This window comes from Streptomyces sp. YS415 (assembly GCF_023544665.1).
GTDB lineage: Bacteria > Actinomycetota > Actinomycetes > Streptomycetales > Streptomycetaceae > Streptomyces.
Genome location: NZ_JAMJFL010000003.1, coordinates 178,415 through 198,688, shown reverse-complemented (window position 1 = coordinate 198,688; position 20,274 = coordinate 178,415). Strand labels below are relative to the sequence as shown.

17 protein-coding genes are annotated in these 20,274 nt (G+C 72.4%); 9 read left to right on the top strand and 8 right to left on the bottom strand.

Annotated elements, in window-relative coordinates:
• Together hemQ and hemG are read right to left on the bottom strand one after the other, a co-directional pair.
• Complete coding sequence (hemQ, locus tag M8H82_RS05590; RefSeq protein WP_250071291.1) at positions 1-732, bottom strand: hydrogen peroxide-dependent heme synthase; 732 nt, start codon at positions 730-732, stop codon at positions 1-3.
• A gap of 5 nt (positions 733-737) precedes the next feature.
• Positions 738-2,195 (bottom strand): protoporphyrinogen oxidase, encoded by a 1,458-nt coding sequence (gene hemG, locus M8H82_RS05585; RefSeq protein WP_250071290.1) that lies wholly within the window; start codon positions 2,193-2,195, stop codon positions 738-740.
• 171 nt (positions 2,196-2,366) lie between these two features.
• Here hemG and M8H82_RS05580 point away from each other — a divergent pair, with 171 nt between their 5' ends.
• Entirely contained in the window at positions 2,367-3,269 is a 903-nt protein-coding gene (locus M8H82_RS05580; protein ID WP_250071289.1) for a DUF4349 domain-containing protein, read from the top strand.
• A 39-nt stretch (positions 3,270-3,308) separates the two neighbouring features.
• Positions 3,309-4,706 (top strand): FAD-dependent oxidoreductase, encoded by a 1,398-nt coding sequence (locus M8H82_RS05575; RefSeq protein ID WP_250071288.1) that lies wholly within the window; start codon positions 3,309-3,311, stop codon positions 4,704-4,706.
• Here the strand turns inward: M8H82_RS05575 and M8H82_RS05570 are convergent.
• The gene (locus tag M8H82_RS05570) at positions 4,703-4,990 is read right to left on the bottom strand and encodes a hypothetical protein (protein ID WP_250071287.1); all 288 of its coding nucleotides are present in this window, start codon (positions 4,988-4,990) and stop codon (positions 4,703-4,705) included. The two genes, M8H82_RS05575 and M8H82_RS05570, sit on opposite strands and share 4 nt — an antisense overlap.
• A gap of 96 nt (positions 4,991-5,086) precedes the next feature.
• Between M8H82_RS05570 and M8H82_RS05565 the strand changes: the two genes are divergently transcribed.
• A complete protein-coding gene (locus tag M8H82_RS05565; protein WP_250071286.1) occupies positions 5,087-5,908 on the top strand; it encodes a rhomboid family intramembrane serine protease in 822 nt (273 codons plus the stop codon).
• 1 nt (position 5,909) lies between these two features.
• Here M8H82_RS05565 and hemE read toward each other — a convergent pair whose 3' ends face one another.
• The gene (hemE, locus tag M8H82_RS05560) at positions 5,910-6,965 is read right to left on the bottom strand and encodes a uroporphyrinogen decarboxylase (RefSeq protein WP_250071285.1); all 1,056 of its coding nucleotides are present in this window, start codon (positions 6,963-6,965) and stop codon (positions 5,910-5,912) included.
• A gap of 128 nt (positions 6,966-7,093) precedes the next feature.
• Between hemE and M8H82_RS05555 the strand changes: the two genes are divergently transcribed.
• The 5 genes from M8H82_RS05555 (at position 7,094) to M8H82_RS05535 (ending at position 13,693) form a co-directional block, all read left to right on the top strand.
• Positions 7,094-7,765 (top strand): DUF3000 domain-containing protein, encoded by a 672-nt coding sequence (locus M8H82_RS05555; protein WP_250071284.1) that lies wholly within the window; start codon positions 7,094-7,096, stop codon positions 7,763-7,765.
• Between the two features lie 234 nt (positions 7,766-7,999).
• Entirely contained in the window at positions 8,000-8,662 is a 663-nt protein-coding gene (locus M8H82_RS05550) for a response regulator transcription factor (RefSeq protein WP_053751649.1), read from the top strand.
• A gap of 173 nt (positions 8,663-8,835) precedes the next feature.
• Positions 8,836-10,146 (top strand): ribonuclease D, encoded by a 1,311-nt coding sequence (locus M8H82_RS05545; protein ID WP_250071283.1) that lies wholly within the window; start codon positions 8,836-8,838, stop codon positions 10,144-10,146.
• A 200-nt stretch (positions 10,147-10,346) separates the two neighbouring features.
• A complete protein-coding gene (locus tag M8H82_RS05540) occupies positions 10,347-11,567 on the top strand; it encodes an acetyl-CoA C-acyltransferase (RefSeq protein WP_250071282.1) in 1,221 nt (406 codons plus the stop codon).
• Positions 11,564-13,693, top strand: coding sequence for a 3-hydroxyacyl-CoA dehydrogenase NAD-binding domain-containing protein (locus M8H82_RS05535; protein WP_250071281.1), 2,130 nt, complete (start codon positions 11,564-11,566; stop codon positions 13,691-13,693). The genes M8H82_RS05540 and M8H82_RS05535 overlap by 4 nt, the downstream gene beginning before the upstream one ends.
• Positions 13,694-13,747: 54 nt before the next feature.
• Here the strand turns inward: M8H82_RS05535 and M8H82_RS05530 are convergent, their stop codons facing one another.
• Positions 13,748-14,761: a hypothetical protein gene (locus M8H82_RS05530; RefSeq protein ID WP_250071280.1), complete on the bottom strand. Its 1,014-nt coding sequence runs from the start codon at positions 14,759-14,761 to the stop codon at positions 13,748-13,750.
• A gap of 51 nt (positions 14,762-14,812) precedes the next feature.
• Here M8H82_RS05530 and M8H82_RS05525 point away from each other — a divergent pair, with 51 nt between their 5' ends.
• Positions 14,813-15,181 (top strand): NTP pyrophosphohydrolase, encoded by a 369-nt coding sequence (locus M8H82_RS05525; RefSeq protein WP_250071279.1) that lies wholly within the window; start codon positions 14,813-14,815, stop codon positions 15,179-15,181.
• Here M8H82_RS05525 and M8H82_RS05520 read toward each other — a convergent pair whose 3' ends face one another.
• From M8H82_RS05520 to dxs, 3 genes are all read right to left on the bottom strand, one after another.
• Positions 15,182-16,609: a glycosyltransferase family 39 protein gene (locus tag M8H82_RS05520; RefSeq protein WP_250071278.1), complete on the bottom strand. Its 1,428-nt coding sequence runs from the start codon at positions 16,607-16,609 to the stop codon at positions 15,182-15,184. It lies immediately after the preceding gene.
• Between the two features lie 73 nt (positions 16,610-16,682).
• Positions 16,683-18,206 carry an amino acid permease gene (locus M8H82_RS05515; RefSeq protein WP_250071277.1) on the bottom strand — a complete coding sequence of 508 codons (1,524 nt, stop codon included), beginning with the start codon at positions 18,204-18,206 and terminating at the stop codon, positions 16,683-16,685.
• Positions 18,207-18,344: 138 nt separating this feature from the next.
• Entirely contained in the window at positions 18,345-20,270 is a 1,926-nt protein-coding gene (dxs, locus tag M8H82_RS05510; protein WP_250071276.1) for a 1-deoxy-D-xylulose-5-phosphate synthase, read from the bottom strand.
• Between the last annotated feature and the right edge of the window lie 4 nt (positions 20,271-20,274).

The window sequence follows — 20,274 nt, the reverse complement described above, 5'->3', positions numbered from 1 at the left end:
TCAGGCGAGCCCGGCGATCAGATCGGCGACCGACTTGCGGCGGCCCGTGTAGAACGGGACCTCCTCGCGTACGTGCATACGGGCCTCCGACGCGCGCAGGTGGCGCATCAGGTCGACGATGCGGTACAGCTCGTCCGCCTCGAAGGCGAGGATCCACTCGTAGTCGCCCAGCGAGAAGGACGCGACCGTGTTGGCGCGGACGTCCGGGTAGCCGCGGGCCATCTTGCCGTGGTCGGCGAGCATGCGGCGGCGGTCCTCGTCGGGCAGCAGGTACCAGTCGTAGCTGCGCACGAAGGGGTAGACGCTGACGTAGTCGCGGGGCGTCTCGTCGGCGAGGAACGCCGGGATGTGCGAGCGGTTGAACTCGGCGGGGCGGTGCAGTGCCATGTTCGACCAGACCGGCTCCAGCGCCCGGCCGAGCCGGGTGCGGCGGAAGAGGTTGTACGCCTCCTGGAGCTGGTCGCTGGTCTCGGCGTGCCACCAGATCATGACGTCGGCGTCGGCGCGCAGCCCGGACACGTCGTAGGTGCCGCGGACGGTCACGTCCTTGGCGGCGAGCTGGTCGAACAGCTCCTGGACCTCGTCGGCGTAGCCCGCGCGGTCCTCGGGGAGCACGTCCTTCAGCCGGAAGACGGACCAGAGGGTGTAGCGGATGACATCGTTGAGGTCCTTGGCCAGCTTGCCCTTGTTCGGGATCCTGCCGGACTCGGTGGTGGGGGCGTCGTCACTCATGGCCCTTATTCTCCCGCCCCTCCGTGCAGACTCTGCACCGGGTGGGCGGTGAGCCGCTGCACGGCGCGCAGATCGCCGTGGATCTGGTCGACGGCCGCGTACGCGCTCGCGATGCACGCCGGGATGCCCACGCCGTCGTAGGCGGCGCCGCACACCGCCAGGCCCGGCACCTTGGCCAGGTGCTCGCGGATGCGGGCGACGCGCGCGTGGTGGCCGACCGGGTACTGGGGCAGGCCGTCGGTCCAGCGGGTGACGCGGGTGGCGAGCGGGGTGGCGTCCAGTCCGGTGGCCGCCTTCAGGTCCTGCCGGGAGACCTCGACGAGGTCGGTGTCCTCCCGCTGGAGGATCTCCGTCTCGCCGTACCGCCCGAGGGAGGTGCGCAGGACCAGCACGTCCGGGTCCTGGTCGGCGATCCAGCCCCACTTGTGGGAGGCGAAGGTCGACGCCTTGATGGTGCGGCCGTCGACGGGCGGCACCAGGAAGCCGCTGCCGTCGGGCAGCGCGGTGTCGGCGCGCCGGTAGGCGAGGGTGACCAGGGCCATGGAGGCGTACTCGACGGCGGCCAGCTCGGTCGCGGCGGCCGGGGCCTCGGCGCGCAGCAGGCCGGCGGCGGCCCGCGCGGGTACGGCGACGACGACGGCGTCCGCGTGCAGCGTCCGGTCGCCGGTGACGACCCGCCAGCCGTCCGGCTCGCGGCGCAGCCCGGTCACCGGCGCGCCGGTGCGGATCTCGCCGCCCCTGGCCCGCACCGCCTGAGCGACGGCGAGCGCAAGCGTGCCGATGCCGCCGTCGATGCCCATGAAGACCGGGCCGCTCTGCTGAGCCGCCGCAGCCTTGGCCTGGACGGCGCGGACCGCCTCGGTCAGGGAGTCGTGGGCCTGCGCGGCCCGGAAGAGCTGCGGGACGGCCGAGCGCATCGAGATGCGGTAGGCGTCGCCCGCGTACACCCCGCCCAGCAGGGGCTCGACCAGCCGGTCGACCACCTCGCGGCCCAGCCGCTCCGCCACGTACGCGCCGACCGCCACATCGTCACCGACCTCGGTGCGCGGCAGTTCGGCCTCGCGCTCGATACGGGCCAGGCCCTCGTCGGACAGGACGCCGGCCAGGGCGGCGGCGGTGCCGGGCACGCCCATGACATGCCCCTTGGGCATGGGGCGCAGGGCACCGCGGGTCCACAGGGAGGCGGTGGCGGTGGCCGGCGGCTGGAGGTGCTCGGCGAGACCGGCCTCGCGGGCGAGTCCCACGGCCTCGGGGCGGCGGGCCAGCATCGACTCGGCGCCGAGGTCCACCCGGACGCCCGCGATCTCGCCGGGCAGCAGCTTGCCGCCGATCCGGTCCGCCGCCTCCAGCAGGGTCACCCGGCTGCCCCCGGCCAGCAGCCGGTGGGCCGCCGCGAGGCCGGCGATCCCGGCGCCGATGACGACGACCTGTCCGTGTTCCGCTGGAGTGTCCGCTGCGTGCATGATCCCACTCTCTCAAACGCCACTGACACTCCCGCCCACGCCCGTCCGGCCCCCGCGTGCCCGGCCCGAGTCCGGACCGTGACCGCATCGGAACCACCGGACGCCAACGTCCGGGCCCCTTCCGGCGTCGAAGAACCATCAGTCGTCACGACCCTCGGGGGGAACACCACCATGCGCGCACGACGTTCCGTACGACCCGTCCGGGCGCTCGCCGGAGTTCTGCTGGCGGCGGCCCTGGCACTGACCGGATGCACCGGCGGCGCCGACTCCAGCGACTCCGGCGGCAGCAACGAGGCCGCCAAGTCCCAGGCGGACAGCGCCGCGGGCCCGGCCGCCGGCGACTCGGGGGCCGGGAAGGCGGACGCCCCGCCCAGGATCACCGCGAGCCACATCATCCGTACGGCGTCGCTGACCGTGCAGGTGAAGGACGTACCGACGGCCCTCGACGAGGCCCGCACCACCGCCGAGACCGCGGGCGGCTACGTCGGCAACGAGACCACCACCCGCGACGGGGACGGCCGGGAGCGCACCCGGGTCGTGCTGCGCGTCCCCGTCGGCTCCTACGCGGACGTCCTCGCCGATCTGGAGGGCACCGGCAAGCTGCTCGACCGCACCGCCAAGGCGCAGGACGTCACCGAGCAGGTCGTCGACGTGGAGAGCCGCATCAAGTCGCAGCGGGCCAGCGTGACCCGGATCCGGGCGCTGATGGACCAGGCCACCAAGCTGAGCGACGTGGTGACGCTGGAGGGCGAACTGAGCACCCGCCAGGCGGACCTGGAGTCGCTGCTGGCCCAGCAGGCCTCCCTGAAGGACCGCACGAGCCTGGCCACCATCACCCTGTCGCTGTCCGAGACGCCGGTCAAGAAGGCGGTGGCCGAGGACGACGACCCCGGGGTCATGGACGCGCTCACGGGCGGCTGGGACGCCTTCGTGACGATGCTGCGCTGGATCGTCATGGCCGTGGCGGCGGTGCTGCCGTTCGCCGTGGGTGCGGCCCTGCTGATCGTGCTGTGGCTGCGGCTGGTGCAGCCGCGGCTGACCCCGCGCCCGGCGCCCGCGCGCGAGGAGGACTGACCGCGAGCCCGAAATGATCTGCGCCCGTAGCGTGTTCGCATGAACATGAACCGTGGGCGGGGTACGAGGCAACGGCTGGTCGTGATCGGCGGCGACGCCGCGGGGATGTCCGCGGCGTCGCAGGCGCGGCGCATGAAGGGCGCCGCCGATCTGGAGATCGTGGCCTTCGAACGCGGCGACTTCTCCTCGTACTCGGCGTGCGGCATCCCGTACTGGGTGGGCGGCGACGTCGCCGGGCGCGACGAGTTGATCGCCCGTACGCCCGAGGAGCACCGCGCGCGGGACATCGATCTGCGCATGCGCACCGAGGTCGTGGAGATCGACCCGGCCGGGCAGCGGGTACGCGCGCGTGACGTCGATTCGGGGGCCGAGTCCTGGACGCCGTACGACGACCTCGTGATCGCGACCGGTGCGCGACCGGTCCGCCCCGACCTGCCGGGCGCCGACGCGCCGGGCGTGCACGGGGTGCAGAGCCTGGGCGACGGGCAGGCGCTCCTGGACACGCTGGCGCGCACGCGCGGGCGGCGCGCGGTCGTGGTCGGCGCCGGTTACATCGGCGTGGAGATGGCCGAGGCGCTGATCAAGCGCGGTTACGAGGTGACGGTCGTCAACCGCGGCGAGGAGCCGATGTCCACGCTCGACCCGGACATGGGCCGCCTGGTGCACGAGGCCATGGCGGGCCTCGGCATCACCATGGTCGACGGCGCCGAGGTCACCGAGATCCGCACCGGCGACGACGGCCGGGTCCGCGCGGTGGTCACCGAGGACGCCGAGTACCCGGCGGACGTCGTCGTCCTCGGCATCGGGGTCCGCCCGGAGACGACGCTGGCGCGCGAGGCGGGGCTGCCCCTGGGAGGGCACCAGGGGCTGCTGACGGACCTCGCGATGCGGGTGCGCGGACACGGGAACATCTGGGCGGGCGGCGACTGCGTGGAGGTCCTCGACCTGGTCTCCGGCCAGGAGCGCCACATCGCGCTGGGCACCCACGCCAACAAGCACGGGCAGGTCATCGGCACCAACGTGGGCGGCGGCTACGCCACCTTCCCCGGCGTGGTCGGCACCGCGGTCAGCAAGGTCTGCGACCTGGAGATCGCCCGCACGGGCCTGCGCGAGAAGGACGCGCGCCGGGCGGGCCTGCAGTACGTCACCGCCACCGTCGAGTCGACCAGCCGGGCCGGCTACTACCCCGGCTCCTCCCCGATGACGGTCAAGATCCTCGCCGAGCGCCGCACCGGCCGCCTGCTGGGCGTGCAGATCGTCGGCCGGGAGGGCGCCGCCAAGCGCGTGGACATCGCGGCGGTGGCCCTGACCGCGGGGATGACGGTGGAGCGGATGACGGCCCTGGACCTCGGCTACGCCCCGCCGTTCAGCCCGGTGTGGGACCCCGTCCTGGTGGCGGCCCGCAAGGCGGCCAAGGCCGTGTCGGCGAGCGCCTAGGCCGAGCCGCTGAGCCTCGGCAGCGACGCCACGGAGGCACCGGCGGGAGCGGCCGCCGGCTGCTCCCCCGTCCCCGGCCTGGCGTGCGCGGCCGACGCCCGCACGGACCGCAGCCGATGGCTCACCGCCTCGTCGAGCGTCACCGGCCGCCCCGTCTGCGCGGCGAGCCGCGAGGCCTCCTGGCCCAGCCGGGCCACGTCCTCCCAGGGGATCCGCACCACCACGGAGAGCTCCGCCTCGCCGTCCGGCAGCGCGTGCATCGACGGAGCAACTCGTTCGTTCATCGCCTGTCCTCCCGTAGTCCCGGTCGACAAGCCATACGGGCGCAAGGACAACGGCGTTCACCGATTCCGGGACCGCATCGCGGGAAGAAGTCCCTTGTGGTCATACCCGTCCATGACGTGAACCCCGCACGCGGCACTCCGTGGGTGACGTACGGCCTGATCGCCGCGAACATCCTCGTCTTTCTGGCCATGCCCGGCACGATCGGCCTGCCGTGGGAGAGCCGTCTGGCCCAGACCTGCGAGCTGCACGCGTTCCTGGACCACTACGCCGCGGTACCCCGGGAGTTGATCCACGATCAGCTGCCCCGCCTGGTCCCCACCGGCGACGTCTCTGCCGGCCCGCGGGGCCCCGGCTGCGTGGTCGGCGAGCCGGGCTACGACAAGTCGCCGGTGCTGTCGGTCTTCACGTCGATGTTCCTGCACGGCGGCTGGCTGCACCTGCTCGGCAACATGCTCTTCCTGCTGATCTTCGGCAACAACATCGAGGACCGCATGGGCCATGTGCGGTACTTCCTCTTCTACGTCGTGTGCGGCTACGCGGCCGGTTACGGCTTCGCGCTCCTCAACGACGGCTCCGGCGACCCGCTGATCGGCGCCTCGGGAGCGATCGCGGGGGTGCTGGGCGCCTATCTGGTGCTGTATCCGAAGGCCAGGGTGTGGGTGCTGGTGCCGTTCCTGGTCTTCCTGCCGCTCAGACTGCCGGCCTGGATGGTGCTCGGCTTCTGGTTCGGGCTGCAGGCGGTGTACTCGTCCGGCGAGGGCATCTCGGACGCCGGGACGATCGCCTACACCGCGCATGTCGTCGGCTTCCTCGCGGGCATGCTGCTCGCCTGGCCGCTCAAGGCCGGCACTCCCCCGCCGCCGGAGCCGCGCGGCCTGCTGTTCGGCAGACGCGCCCGGCCCCGGGAGACGTGGTGAGTCAGCGCGCGGTGCGGGTGTGGACGTAGTCCACGAGCCGGGTCAGGGCGTCCGGGTCGGTGTTCGGCATGACGCCGTGGCCGAGGTTGAAGACATGGCCCTCCAGGCCCGCCGCGGCGTCCAGGACGTCCTGCGTCTTCGCCTCGACGGCCTCGGTGGTGGAGAACAGCACGGTCGGGTCGAGGTTGCCCTGGAGCGCCTTGCCGGGGCCGACCCGGCGGGCGGCCTCGTCCAGCGGGACGCGCCAGTCGACGCCGACCACGTCCGCGCCGGCCTCGCCCATCAGGCCGAGCAGTTCGCCGGTGCCGACACCGAAGTGGATGCGCGGGACGCCGTATCCGGCGACGGCCTCGAAGACCTTGGCCGAGGCGGGCATCACCGAGCGGCGGTAGTCGGCGGGAGCGAGCGCGCCGACCCAGGAGTCGAAGAGCTGGACCGCGGAGGCGCCGGCCTCGATCTGGACCTTCAGGAAGCCCGCCGTGATGCCGGCGAGGCGGTCGAGCAGCTCGGCCCAGAGCTCGGGGTCGCCGTACATCATCGCCTTGGCGTTCTCGTACGTACGGGACGGGCCGCCCTCGACCAGGTAGCTCGCGAGGGTGAAAGGCGCGCCCGCGAAACCGATCAGCGGGGTGGAGCCGAGCTCGCGGGTGAGCAGGCCGATGGCCTCGGTGACGTAGGAGACGTCCTCGGGGGTGAGCTCGCGCAGCCGGGCGAGGTCGGCGCGGGTGCGGATCGGGTTCTCGACGACCGGGCCGACGCCGGGCTTGATGTCGAGGTCGATGCCGATGGCCTTGAGCGGGACGACGATGTCGCTGAAGTAGATCGCCGCGTCCACGTTGTGCCGGCGCACCGGCTGGAGGGTGATCTCGGTGACCAGCTCCGGGCGCATGCACGACTCGAGCATCGGGATGCCCTCGCGGACCTTGCGGTACTCCGGCAGGGAGCGCCCGGCCTGGCGCATGAACCACACGGGCGTGTGCGGCACGGGTTCGCGGCGGCAGGCCCGGAGGAAGGCGGAGTCGTGCGTGGCGGTCGGCGTCGTCTCGTGTGCACTCACGTCGGAAAGTCTCGCACGGGGGCAGGGGTGCGCCGTCCCCCGCTCCGGGGCCCCTCGCCCGCCGCCGCCCCGGAACATCACGGGTGTCTAGGCCAGCGCCGACGCCCTGTTCCCCTTAATCTTCCGGCATGGCTGCGGCTCAGGAACGACTGTCGGACGGCACTGGTGGGATGGACGAGGCGAAGGACGGTAACCGGGAGGGGAGCGGGGCGGCGGCTCCGTCGGCGTTCCAGGCAGCGGTCCAGGCCCTGCGCGGCTGCCGGCTGAGGCCGCAGATCGAGGTGGAGCCGACGCGCGCCCCGCAGCGGCTCGCCCCGTACGCGTACGCGCTGGAGGCGACCGTCCTCGACGGCGACCAGGATCTCGCCGACGGCCGTCTGGTACTGCTGCACGACCCGGACGGGCACGACGCCTGGCGGGGCACGTTCCGGCTGGTGACGCTGGTGCGGGCGGAGCTGGAGCCGGAGATGGCGGCGGACCCGCTGCTGCCGGAGGTGTGCTGGTCGTGGCTGACCGGCGCGCTGCAGGCGCGCGGACTGACGTACGGCGAACCCAGCGGCACCGTCACGCGGGCCGGTTCGCACTACTTCGGCGGTCTGTCCGAACGCCCGCCGACCTCGCAGATCGAGATCCGCGCCTCCTGGACCCCGCGCGAGGGGCTGGGCGGGGTGCCGGACACCGCGGCGCATCTGGCGGCCTGGGCGGACCTGCTCGCACAGGTCGCGGGGCTGCCGCCGGCCGGCCCCGGCGACGCGGCGGTCGTGACGCTGCCGCAGCGGCGGGGACCGCAGTCGCGGTAGCGGTACACGGACGGGTGCATGAGACGTGGCGACGTGGGCATCACTTTGTCGATACGGCCACTTTCAGTCATCAGCAGACACTCGAACGAACCGATTCGTTCACCGAACGATCGACCGTACGTCCGAATTGCACTAATTGTTACTCACTAGATCGTGATCATTCTCTAAAGGACTCCGGGTTCGGTGCCGAAGACGTCTTTGACCTTCAAAGCCGTCCGCACCCCAGGAGGCCTGGTGTCCGTTCTCCTCGAGCAGCCCGCAAGCCTGGTCGCCTACCGCCCGAACAAGCCGACCGCCATGGTGGTCGTGGCCGACCCCCGCGTCCGCTCCACCGTCACCCGCCACCTGTGGGCGCTCGGTGTGAGAGACGTCATCGAGGCCTCGTCCGTCGCGGAGGCTCGTCCCCGCATCGGCAACCCCCGCGACATCTGTGTCGCCGACGTCCACCTGCCCGACGGCTCCGGCCTGACCCTGCTGTCCGAGACCCGCGCCGCGGGCTGGCCCAACGGCCTCGCCCTCTCCGCGGCCGACGACATCGGCGCCGTCCGCAACGCACTGGCCGGAGGCGTGAAGGGTTACGTCGTCACCGGCACCCGCACCAACGTCGGGCTCCCCACCCGGCCCGGTGCCGCCCCCATCGGCGCCGCCGCCGCCCGTATGCACCGCCGCCCCCCGGGTGCCCCGAGCCACCCGGGCGGCTACCGCGAACTGTCCGGCCGTGAGGTCGAGGTGCTGCGGCTGGTGGCGGAGGGCCAGTCGAACAAGGCCATCGGCGTCTCGATGGGCCTGTCCGCACTGACCGTCAAGAGCCACCTCGCCCGAATCGCCCGCAAGCTCGGCACGGGCGACCGTGCCGGCATGGTCGCCGTCGCCCTGCGCACCGGCATCATCCACTGACCCCCCGACCGCCCTTCACGGACGTGAACGGACCGCCCCCCGGCCCGCCCCGCCCGTGCTCCACCCGTCGTGAACCGGACGATTCACCGGCCTGACTGGTTTACGACCCCCAAGCGCCCTGCGCCGGACGGTTCCGTCGACGGGCGCTGTCCATACACGGATACCCTTGACAGGTGACCGACGCCCAAGACACCGCAGCAGACAGTTCACTGCGAACCACCGGAGGCGCCCCTCCGGACGACGGCGGATCTTCTGTTACGGGGGCGCCGGACGGGACGACCCACCCCGAGCCCACTCCGTTGCTGGCGCCACGCGAAGGCGTTCCGCCCGTGATCGCCGACGAGGAGTCCCTCGCCCGCGTCATCGCCGCGTTCGCCGGGGGCTCGGGCCCCGTCGCCGTGGACGCCGAGCGCGCCTCCGGCTACCGCTACGGACAGCGCGCCTATCTGGTGCAGCTGCGCCGCGAGGGCGCGGGCACCGCGCTGATCGACCCGGTGGCCTGCCCCGACCTGTCCGGTCTCGGCGAGGCGCTCTCCGGCACCGAGTGGGTGCTGCACGCCGCGACCCAGGACCTGCCCTGCCTCAGGGAAATAGGCATGGTCCCCACCCGGCTGTTCGACACCGAGCTGGCGGGCCGGCTCGCCGGGTTCCCGCGGGTCGGGCTCGGCGCCATGGTCGAGAGCGTGCTCGGCTTCGTCCTGGAGAAGGGGCACTCCGCCGTCGACTGGTCCACCCGCCCGCTGCCCGAGCCGTGGCTGCGGTACGCCGCGCTGGACGTGGAGCTCCTCGTCGACCTGCGCGACGCGCTGGAGAAGGACCTGGACCGGCAGGGCAAGCTGGAGTGGGCCCGCCAGGAGTTCGACGCCATCGCCGCCGCGCCGCCCGCCGAGCCGCGCAAGGACCCCTGGCGCCGCACCTCCGGCATGCACAAGGTGCGCCGGCGCCGGCAGCTCGGCGTGGTGCGCGAACTGTGGGAGACCCGGGACCGGATCGCGCAGCGCCGGGACGTGTCGCCGGGCAAGGTGCTGTCGGACGCCGCGATCGTGGAGGCCGCGCTGGCGCTGCCCGCGAACGTGCATGCGCTGGCCGCGCTCAACGGCTTCGGGCACCGGACGGGCCGGCGGCAGCTCGAGCAGTGGCAGGCGGCCGTCGACCGGGCCAGGCTGCTCAGCGAGTCGCAGTTGCCGCAGCCCGGGATGCCGCTGACCGGTCCGCCGCCGCCGCGCGCGTGGGCCGACAAGGACCCCGCGGCCGCCGCCCGGCTGTCGGCGGCCCGCGCGGGGGTCTCCGCGCTGGCCGAGCGGCTCAACATGCCCCAGGAGAACCTGATCACCCCGGACACCGTGCGCCGGGTGTGCTGGGAGCCGCCGAAGGACGTGGACACCGAGACGGTGGGGGCCGCCCTCGCCGGGTACGGGGCCCGGCCGTGGCAGGTGGAGCAGGTCACGCCGGTGCTGGTGGCCGCGCTGTCGGCCCAGGCGTAGCGCCGGGGGCACCTCGCGGGAGCGCCGGCGACGTCGAGATCGCGCCAAGGTCCTGCGACGTCACCCCCGCGGTGTGACCTTCGCCGCTTGGTTCCCCGGGGCTGGGCAGCTACGTTACTCATAAGTAGCATGGTTGTAAGCGCGCGCTCAGTGCATGCGTGCCGCAGCAGTGCAGTCCCGCACCCTGGAGGAGAGCCATCGTGCCTCGTACCGTCAGGGACGTCGTCTTCGTCGACGGCGTCCGCACCCCGTTCGGCAAGGCGGGCCCGAAGGGCATCTACCACGAGACCCGCGCCGACGACCTCGTCGTGAAGGCGATCCGGGAGCTGCTGCGCCGCAACCCCGGTCTCGACCCCAAGAAGATCGACGAGGTCGCCATCGCCGCGACCACGCAGATCGGTGACCAGGGCCTGACCCTCGGCCGCACGGCCGGCATCCTCGCCGGTCTGCCGCAGTCGGTGCCCGGCTACTCCATCGACCGGATGTGCGCGGGCGCCCTGACCGCCGTGACGTCCGTCGCCGGTTCCATCGCCTTCGGCGCCTACGACGCCGTCATCGCCGGTGGTGTCGAGCACATGGGCCGCCACCCGATGGGCGAGGGCGTGGACCCGAACCCGCGGTTCGTCAGCGAGAAGCTGGTCGACGAGTCGGCGCTGTTCATGGGCATGACCGCCGAGAACCTGCACGACCGCTACCCGCACATCACCAAGCAGCGCGCCGACGAGTACGCCGTGCGCTCGCAGGAGAAGGCCGCCAAGGCGTACGCCAACGGCAAGATCCAGGCCGACCTGGTGCCGGTCTCGGTGCGCCGCACCAACCCGGAGGCCGGGGAGACGGGCTGGGGCCTGGTCACCGCCGACGAGCCGATGCGCCCGGGCACCACGCTGGAGAACCTGGCCGGTCTCAAGACCCCGTTCCGCGTCCACGGCCGGGTCACCGCCGGTAACGCGGCCGGTCTGAACGACGGCGCCACCGCCTCGATCATCGCCTCCGAGGACTTCGCCCGGGAGCACGGCCTCCCGGTGAAGATGCGCCTCGTCTCCTACGCCTTCGCGGGCGTCGAGCCGGAGGTCATGGGCTACGGCCCGATCCCGGCCACCGAGAAGGCCCTCGCCAAGGCCGGCCTGTCGATCGAGGACATCAACCTCTTCGAGATCAACGAGGCCTTCGCCGTCCAGGTCCTGGCCTTCCTCGACCACTACGGCATCGCCGACGACGACGCGCGCGTCAACCAGTACGGCGGCGCCATCGCCTTCGGGCACCCGCTGGCCTCCTCCGGTGTGCGTCTGATGACGCAGCTGGCCCGCCAGTTCGAGGAGCAGCCGCACGTCCGCTACGGCCTGGTCACCATGTGCGTCGGCTTCGGCATGGGCGCGACGGTCATCTGGGAGAACCCGCACTTCGACGGAGGCAACAAGTGAGCACCACCGCTGAGCTCCTGAAGGGCGCGGCCGAGCTGTTCCCCGACGAGGTCGTCACGTCCGCGCACGTACGCCACCTCGACCTGCCGTTCGGCGCCGGGCGCTTCGCCCTGATCACGCTGGACAACGGCTTCGACCACACCAAGCCGACCACCTTCGGCCCGCAGTCGCTGGCGAACCTGGACACCGCCATCGACCAGGTCGAGGCGGAGGCCGCGGCCGGTGACATCGTCGGCGTCGGCATCACCGGCAAGCCGTTCATCTTCGCGGTCGGCGCCGACCTCAAGGGCGTCGAGCTGCTGAAGGAGCACCAGGACGCGCTGGCCATCGGCAAGGGCGGCCACGAGGTCTTCAAGCGCCTCGCGGGTCTCGCGGTGCCGACCTTCGCGTACTACAACGGTGCCGCGATGGGCGGTGGCGTCGAGGTCGGCCTGCACTGCCGGTACCGGACCGTCTCCAAGGCGCTCCCGGCGTTCTCGCTGCCCGAGGTCTTCCTCGGTCTGGTGCCCGGCTGGGGCGGCTGCACGATCCTGCCGAACCTGATCGGCCCCGAGAAGGCCGTCTCGGTGATCATCGAGAACAGCCTCAACCAGAACAAGCAGCTCAAGGGCGAGCAGGTCTACGAGCTCGGGATCGCCGACGCGATCTTCGAGGGCGCGGACTTCCTGGAGCAGTCGCTGCTGTGGACGGCCGCCGTCCTCAAGGGCGAGATCGTCGTCGACCGCCCGTCGATCGACCGCGGCGAGGCCTGGGACCAGGCCGTCGCCAAGGGCCGCTTCATCGCGGATTCCAAGGTGCACGGCGCCGCCCCGGCCGCCTACCGCGCCCTGGACATCATCGCGGCCGCCAAGAACGGCGACCTGCAGCAGGGCTTCGACGCCGAGGACCAGGCGCTCGCCGACCTGATCATGGGCGGCGAACTGCGCGCCGGCATCTACGCCTTCAACCTGGTGCAGAAGCGCGCCAAGCGCCCGGCCGGTGCCCCGGACAAGAACCTGGCCCGTCCGGTCACCAAGGTCGGTGTCGTCGGCGCCGGTCTGATGGCCTCCCAGCTCGCGCTGCTCTTCCTGCGCCGTCTGGAGGTGCCGGTCGTGCTGACCGACATCGACCAGGAGCGCGTCGACAAGGGCGTGGGCTACGTCCACGCCGAGATCGAGAAGCTGCTCGGCAAGGGCCGGATCAACCAGGACAAGGCCAACCGCCTCAAGGCCCTGGTCACCGGTGTGCTGGACAAGGCCGAGGGCTTCTCCGACGCGGACTTCATCATCGAGGCCGTGTTCGAGGAGATCGGCGTCAAGCAGCAGGTGTTCGCGGAGGTCGAGGCGGTCGCCCCGGCGCACGCGATCCTCGCCACCAACACCTCCTCGCTCTCAGTCTCCGAGATGGCGTCGAAGCTGAAGAACCCCGAGCGGGTCGTGGGCTTCCACTTCTTCAACCCGGTCGCGATCCTGCCGCTGCTGGAGATCGTCCGCGGTGAGAAGACCGACGACGCCTCGCTGGCCACGGCGTTCGCCGTCGCCAAGAAGCTGAAGAAGACCGCGGTCCTGACGAAGGACGCCCCGGCGTTCGTCGTGAACCGCATCCTCACCCGCTTCATGGGCGAGATCCAGAACGTCATCGACGAGGGCACCCCGGTCGAGACCGCCGAGAAGGCCATCGAGCCGCTCGGTCTGCCGATGTCCCCGCTGGTGCTGCTGGAGCTGGTCGGTCCCGCGATCGGTCTGCACGTCTCGGAGACCCTCAACCGGGCCTTCCCGGACCGCTTCACGGTCTCCCCGAACCTCGCCGCCGTCGTCAAGGCGGGCAAGCGCGGGTTCTACGTCTACGACTCCGGCAAGCCGGAGCTGGACCCGGAGGTCGCCGCGCTGCTGAAGCAGGGCGATGTCGTCCTGACCGAGGAGCAGGTCCGCGCGCGGGTCCTCGACGCCGTCGCCCAGGAGATCGGGCTCATGCTCGACGAGGGTGTCGTCGCCGAGGCCCAGGACATCGACCTGTGCCTGATCACGGGCGCCGGCTGGCCCTTCCACCTGGGCGGCATCACGCCGTACCTGGACCGCGAGGGTGTCTCGGAGCGCGTGAACGGCAAGAAGTTCCTGGCGCCGGGCGTGGCCTCGGTCCCCGCGTAACAGCACAGAGCGAGGAGGGCCCCCGCCGACCGGCGGGGGCCCTCCTCGCGTTCCTCAGACCTCCTGCCAGGCGGCCAGCGCGAGACCCGGTTCCTCCTTCTGCCGGGCCAGGCGCAGCACGCCGTCCGGGGTCAGGCTGGCGGCCACCACCCGGCCCGCCGCGTCCTCCGCCACGGCGACCCGCGTGCCCGCCGGCAGGGCCGGCCCCGACTCCGTCCACCACAGGCCCGCCGACTCCCGCTGCGTCGGATACGCGGCGAACGCGACCCGGCCGGAGGAGGAGCGCTGGGCGAGCAGGGTGCAGTCGTGGCCGTCCAGCACCCAGCGGACGGCGGACACCCGGCCGGGGCCCGCGGCGGCGAGCAGGGGCAGCGGGTCGCCGTCCGACCGCCAGGCGTGCAGCATGCCCTCGGGGTCGGCGAAGAAGAGCGTCGTGTGCTCCTTCGAGGTCGGCAGGGCGCTCAGGGTGCCCGGAGCGATCCGTACGGCCAGAGGGTCGGCCGCGACCGGGCGGCCGCCCGGCTCCTCCTGGAGCCAGCGCAGCACCCCGGTGGGAGCGGTCGCGTACACCTGGACCAGGCCCGACTCCGCGGTGACGGCGACGAGTTGGTCCGCCACCTCGGAGCCCTTCAGGTCGTGCCAGCCGTTCCAGCCGCCGCGTTCCTTCTGGTTGACGGTGTGGACGCCCTGACCGCGATTGCGTACGAAGAGGTAGGCGCGGCCCTCGGTGTCGACGGCGACGGCCGGGGTGCCGGTGCGCTCGCCCTGCTTGTCGGGGTGGCCTACGGGCAGCCAGTCCAGGGCGGCCAGCAGCGGGCGGAAGTGCGTGGAATGCACCAGGCCCGATTCACCCGGACGAGTGGGCCGCCAGGCGACCAGATGGGTGTACCCGTCCGCGCCCTGGCCCAGGGCGAATCCGGGCTGCACCTTCTGCTCGCCGCCCACCCGGCGCGGGGCGTCCCAGGGACCCCCGGGGACGTGCTCCGCCCGGCACAGGACGGCGTCCTTGGTGTGCCAGTAGACGCTGAGGCGGCCATCCCGACCGCGTATGAGCCAGTCGCCGTTCACCGGATCACTGTAGACGGGGGCGCCCCGGGCACCGCGTGCGACCCTGGGGCCATGGAGTCTGCCTTGTTGGTGATCGTCGACGCGGCGAACGTCGTCGGGTCGGTGCCGGACGGCTGGTGGCGGGACCGGAAGGGGGCCGCCGAGCGGCTGCGGGACCGGCTGGCGGCGGACGGGGTGCCGGGGCTGCCGGGACCGGCCGAGATCGTGCTGGTGGTGGAGGGCGCGGCCCGCGGGGTCCCGTCGGTGGCGGGGGTGCGGGTGGAGTCCGCCCAGGGCAGCGGGGACGACCACATGGTGGATCTGGTCGCCGGGCGGGCGGACGGGCGCCCGTGCCTGGTGGTGACGGCGGACCGGGAGCTGCGGCGGCGGGTGGCGGAGCTGGGGGCGGAGGTGGCGGGGCCGCGGACGGTACGGCCGTGACTACCGCGCCCGGGCGTGCAGTACGGCGCCGTCCACCACCGCCACTTCCTCGTACCCCGCCAGCAGCCGGCGCAGGGACCTGATGCGGTCCGGGGCGTACGGCTTGCCCCGGGAGTCGTCCACGATCAACCGGGGCGGGTGGGTGGCCAGTTCCCGGTGGAGCGTGGCCCAGGCGCCCTCCATGGCGTACTTCTCGCCCACGCCCGGCCCGTCCCGGCCGCCGCTGTAGTTCGTCAGCAGACCCGCCGTCAGATAGCGGGTGGCGGGGGCGCGGTGGGCCAGCCAGTACGTCTCCGGGTGTATCCCCCACAACAGGATCCGGTCGTCCGGCGTGGTGCGGCGGCCGATCGCGTCCGCCAGGCGCTGGGCGTGGGTCAGCTCCGGGCGGGGGGCGAGCAGGCCCCAGGTCAGGAACAGGGCGCAGCAGCAGGCCGAGGTCACGAGGGCGCGGGTCCGGCGGGCCCGGGGCACGGTCCGCAGCGCCGCTGTCGCCAGCAGGGCGAGCGGCGGGGTCAGTTGCAGGTAGTAGTGGCCGAAGAAGTGGAAGCCCAGGGCGACCGCCCCGGCCGCCGACGCCAGCCACAGCCACAGGTCCGCCGCTCCGGTACGGGCCCGCGCCACCAGCGGGAGCACCCCCGCGCAGGCCGCCGCCAGGAGCGCCGTGTTGGCCACCGCCCGGGCCAGGACGTGGAGTTCGGAGCCGGTGAAGGACGCGTACGCGCCCGATCCGGTGACCGTCCAGAACAGGAAGCCCGCCGGGTCGGTCAGTACCGCCGCCGACAGCACCGGCACCAGCGCCCCCGCGCCGAGCCGCAGCAGCCCGCCCCAGGACGCCCCGCACAGCCACAGCACCGGCAGCAGCACCGCCGCGCCGGTCTGCTTGGCGAGGAACGCGCAGCCGACGGCCGCCCCCGCCGCGGCCCAGCGCCCCCGGTCCGCGCACCACACGGCGGCCGCCGTGCACGGCAGCATGAACACCTCGAAGCCCGCCGCCTGCGCGTCCTCGGGGTTCAGGCCGACGGAGATCAGCAGATACAGCACGCCCGCCGTGCGGCCCGCGGTGTCGCCCCAGCGGCGGCGGGCCAGTGCGGCGAGGAGGGCCGCGGTCAGCAGGTGGGCCAGGACCGCCAGCAGCCGCACCGACACCAGCGAGTCGGAGCCCGCCAGCGCGAACGCCCCCTGGTAGAGCCACGGTACGAGCGGTGGCTTGCGGTCCACGACCGTCTCGTACAGCTCTCCGCCGTGGGCCAGCATGCGCGCCTGGACGGCGAGATACCCCTCGTCGGGGTTCCACAGGGGGTGGGCGAAGGACGGGACGCGGGTGAGGCAGGCGAGCGCCGCCAGCAGCGGCAGCAGCCGGCGCCAGTAGCCCCGGCCGGCTCGCGGCGGAGTCACGGAGCGTTGCTGGGCGAGGGGCTCGGCGTACATGGAAGTGCACGCTATCCGGCCCCGCAGTCCCTGCCTGAGCGGGACATACGGGGCCGGAGCGGAAACGGCGACGCTACTCCGCGTCACCCCGCGGCGGCTGCACGACCTGGCCGACCGAGGTCTCCTGGGCGCGGCCCAGACGGCTGTGGCCCCTGCCGTACAGGAAGTAGACGACGAAGCCCGCCGCCATCCAGAGGGCGAACCGGAGCCAGGTCTCGGCGGGCAGGTTCAGCATCAGCCACAGCGAGGCGCACACCGACAGGATCGGGATGACCGGCACCCAGGGGGTGCGGAAGGCCCGGTGCAGGTCGGGGCGGGTGCGGCGGAGGATGATCACGCCGATGGCGACGACCACGAAGGCGAACAGGGTGCCGATGTTGACGAGTTCGGCCAGTTCGCTCAGCGGGGTGAAGCCCGCGAGGATCGCGATGAGCACACCGAGCAGGATGGTGGGCCGGTGCGGGGTCTTGAACCGCGGGTGGACCTGGGAGAAGAAGCGCGGCAGCAGTCCGTCGCGGCTCATCGCGAAGAACACCCGGGTCTGGCCGAGGAGCAGGATCATGCAGACCGTCGTCAGGCCGACCGCGGCGCCGAAGCTGATGAAGCCCGCGAACCAGGGATGCCCGGTGGCCTTGAAGGCGTCGGCGAGCGGGGCGGTGATCGACAGGTCGGTGTAGTGCTGCATGCCGGTCACCACGATGGACACCGCGACGTACAGGACGGTGCAGATGATGAGCGATCCGATGATGCCGCGGGGCATGTCGCGCTGCGGGTTCTTGGTCTCCTCCGCGGCCGTGGCGACGACGTCGAAGCCGATGAAGGCGAAGAAGACGACGGAGGCCGCGGTGAAGATGCCCATCACACCGAAGTTGGAGGGCGCCCAGCCGAAGATCAGCTGGATCAGCGGAGCGTCCAGGCTGTCGCCCGCGTCCACCGGCTGCGCCTTGGGGACGAACGGGTCGTAGTTGTCGCCCTTGATGAAGAAGGCGCCCGCGATGATCACGGTCAGGACGACCGTCACCTTGATCGCCACGACCACGGAGGTGACCCGCGCGGAGAGCTTGGTGCCGAGCACCAGGATCGCCGTGAGCACCAGCACGAGCGCGGCGGCGAGGATGTCGAAGCCGAATCCGTCGGCCCCGTCCCTCGATCCGAGCGCGTCGGGCAGGTGCCACCCCGCGTTGTCCATCAGCGAGGCGACATAGCCGGACCAGCCGACGGCCACCACCGCCGTACCGAGCGCGAACTCCAGGACGAGGTCCCAGCCGATGATCCAGGCGGGCAGTTCCCCGAGGGAGGCGTACGAGAAGGTGTACGCCGATCCCGCCACCGGCAGGGTGGAGGCGAACTCGGCGTAGCACAGCGCGGCGAGCGCGCAGGCGACGCCGGCCGCGATGAAGGCCAGCGCGACGGCGGGGCCGGCGTTGTTCTTGGCGACGGTGCCGGTCAGGACGAAGATTCCGGTGCCGATGATGACACCGACGCCGAAGACCGTCAGATCGAGCGCGGACAGGGATTTCTTCAGTGCGTGCTCGGGTTCCTCGGTATCGAGGATGGACTGCTCGACCTTCTTCGTCCGGAAGAGGGTGCTGCTCATGGGCGTACCTCCGACGCTTGTCGTCCTCGACATGATCGAGAGGGGGCGTGGTGCGTATGCCCTGACACCAGCGAGGTCACACGGATGGGCCGGTCCCACCACCTCCACGGGGGGTGGGACCGGCCCATTCGGCGGTACTCAGTCGCGCGCGGCCTCCACCGAGCCGGCCTCGGCCGCCGTACGGTCGAACCGGCCGTCCAGCTTGGAGACGAGTCCGGTGACCTGGCGGGCGATGTCCGGGGCGGTCAGGCCGATCTCGGCCATCACCTCGGCGCGCGAGGCGTGGTCGAGGAAGCGCGGCGGGATGCCGAAGTCCCGCAGCGGGACGTCGACCCCGGCGTCGCGCAGCGCCTGGGCGACGGCCGAGCCGACGCCGCCGACGCGGGAGTTGTCCTCGACGGTGACGACCACGCGGTGCCGCTCGGCGAGCGGGGCCATCGACTCGTCGACGGGCTTGACCCAGCGCGGGTCGACGACGGTGGTGGTGATGCCCTGCTGGTCGAGCAGGCCGGCGATCTCCAGGCACATCGGGGCGAGGGCGCCCACCGAGACGAGCAGCACGTCGGGCCGGTCGGTGCCCGGCTCGCGCAGCACGTCCATGCCGCCGACCCGGCCCACGGCGGGTACGGCGGGGCCGACGGCGCCCTTGGAGAAGCGGACGACGGTCGGCGCGTCCTTGACCTCGACGGCCTCGCGGAGCTGGGCGCGGACCTGGTCGGCGTCGCGCGGGGCGGCGAGCCTGAGGCCGGGCACGACCTGGAGGATCGACATGTCCCACATGCCGTTGTGGGAGGCGCCGTCGGTGCCGGTGACACCGGCCCGGTCTAGGACGAAGGTCACCCCGCACTTGTGCAGGGCCACGTCCATCAGGACCTGGTCGAAGGCGCGGTTGAGGAAGGTGGCGTACACCGCGAAGACCGGATGCACCCCGCCGGTGGCCAGGCCCGCCGCGGAGACGGCGCCGTGCTGCTCGGCGATGCCGACGTCGTAGACCCGGTCGGGGAACGCCTTGGCGAACTTGTCGAGGCCGACCGGCTGGAGCATGGCGGCGGTGATGGCGACGATGTCCTCGCGCTCCTTGCCGAGCGCGACCATCTCCTCGCCGAAGACGGAGGTCCAGTCGGCGCCGGAGGTGGCGATCGGCAGGCCCGTGTCGGGGTGAATCTTGCCGACGGCGTGGAAGCGGTCCGCCTCGTCCTGGAGGGCGGGCTGGTAGCCGCGGCCCTTCTCGGTGAGGCAGTGCACGATGACGGGGCCGCCGAAGCGCTTGGCGCGGGCCAGGGCCGACTCCAGGGCCTCGATGTCGTGGCCGTCGATGGGGCCGACGTACTTCAGGCCGAGGTCCTCGAACATGCCCTGCGGGGCGATGAAGTCCTTCAGGCCCTTCTTGGCGCCGTGCAGGGTCTCGTAGAGCGGCCGGCCGACGACCGGGGTGCGCTCCAGGACCTCCTTGGTGCGGGCCAGGAAGCGCTCGTAGCCGTCGGTGGTGCGCAGGGTCGCCAGGTGGTTGGCGAGGCCGCCGATGGTCGGCGCGTAGGAGCGCTCGTTGTCGTTGACGACGATGACCAGCGGGCGGTCGCCGTCGGCGATGTTGTTCAGCGCCTCCCAGGCCATGCCACCGGTGAGGGCGCCGTCACCGATCACGGCGACCACGTGGTCGGCGCGCTTGCGGATCTGGTTGGCCTTCGCCAGGCCGTCGGCCCAGCCGAGGACCGTCGAGGCGTGGCTGTTCTCGATGACGTCGTGCTCGGACTCGGCCTGCGAGGGGTAGCCGGACAGGCCGCCCTTCATCTTCAGCCGGGAGAAGTCCTGGCGGCCGGTGAGCAGCTTGTGGACGTAGGACTGGTGGCCGGTGTCCCAGAGCACCTTGTCCTTGGGCGACTCGAAGACCCGGTGCAGGGCGATGGTCAGCTCGACCACACCGAGGTTGGGGCCGAGGTGGCCGCCGGTCTTGGAGACGGCGTCGACGAGGAAGGTCCGGATCTCCTCTGCCAGCTGGTCCAGCTGCTCCAGGCTGAGCCGGTCCAGATCGCGCGGTCCCCTGATGCGGGTCAGCAGCGGCACCCGT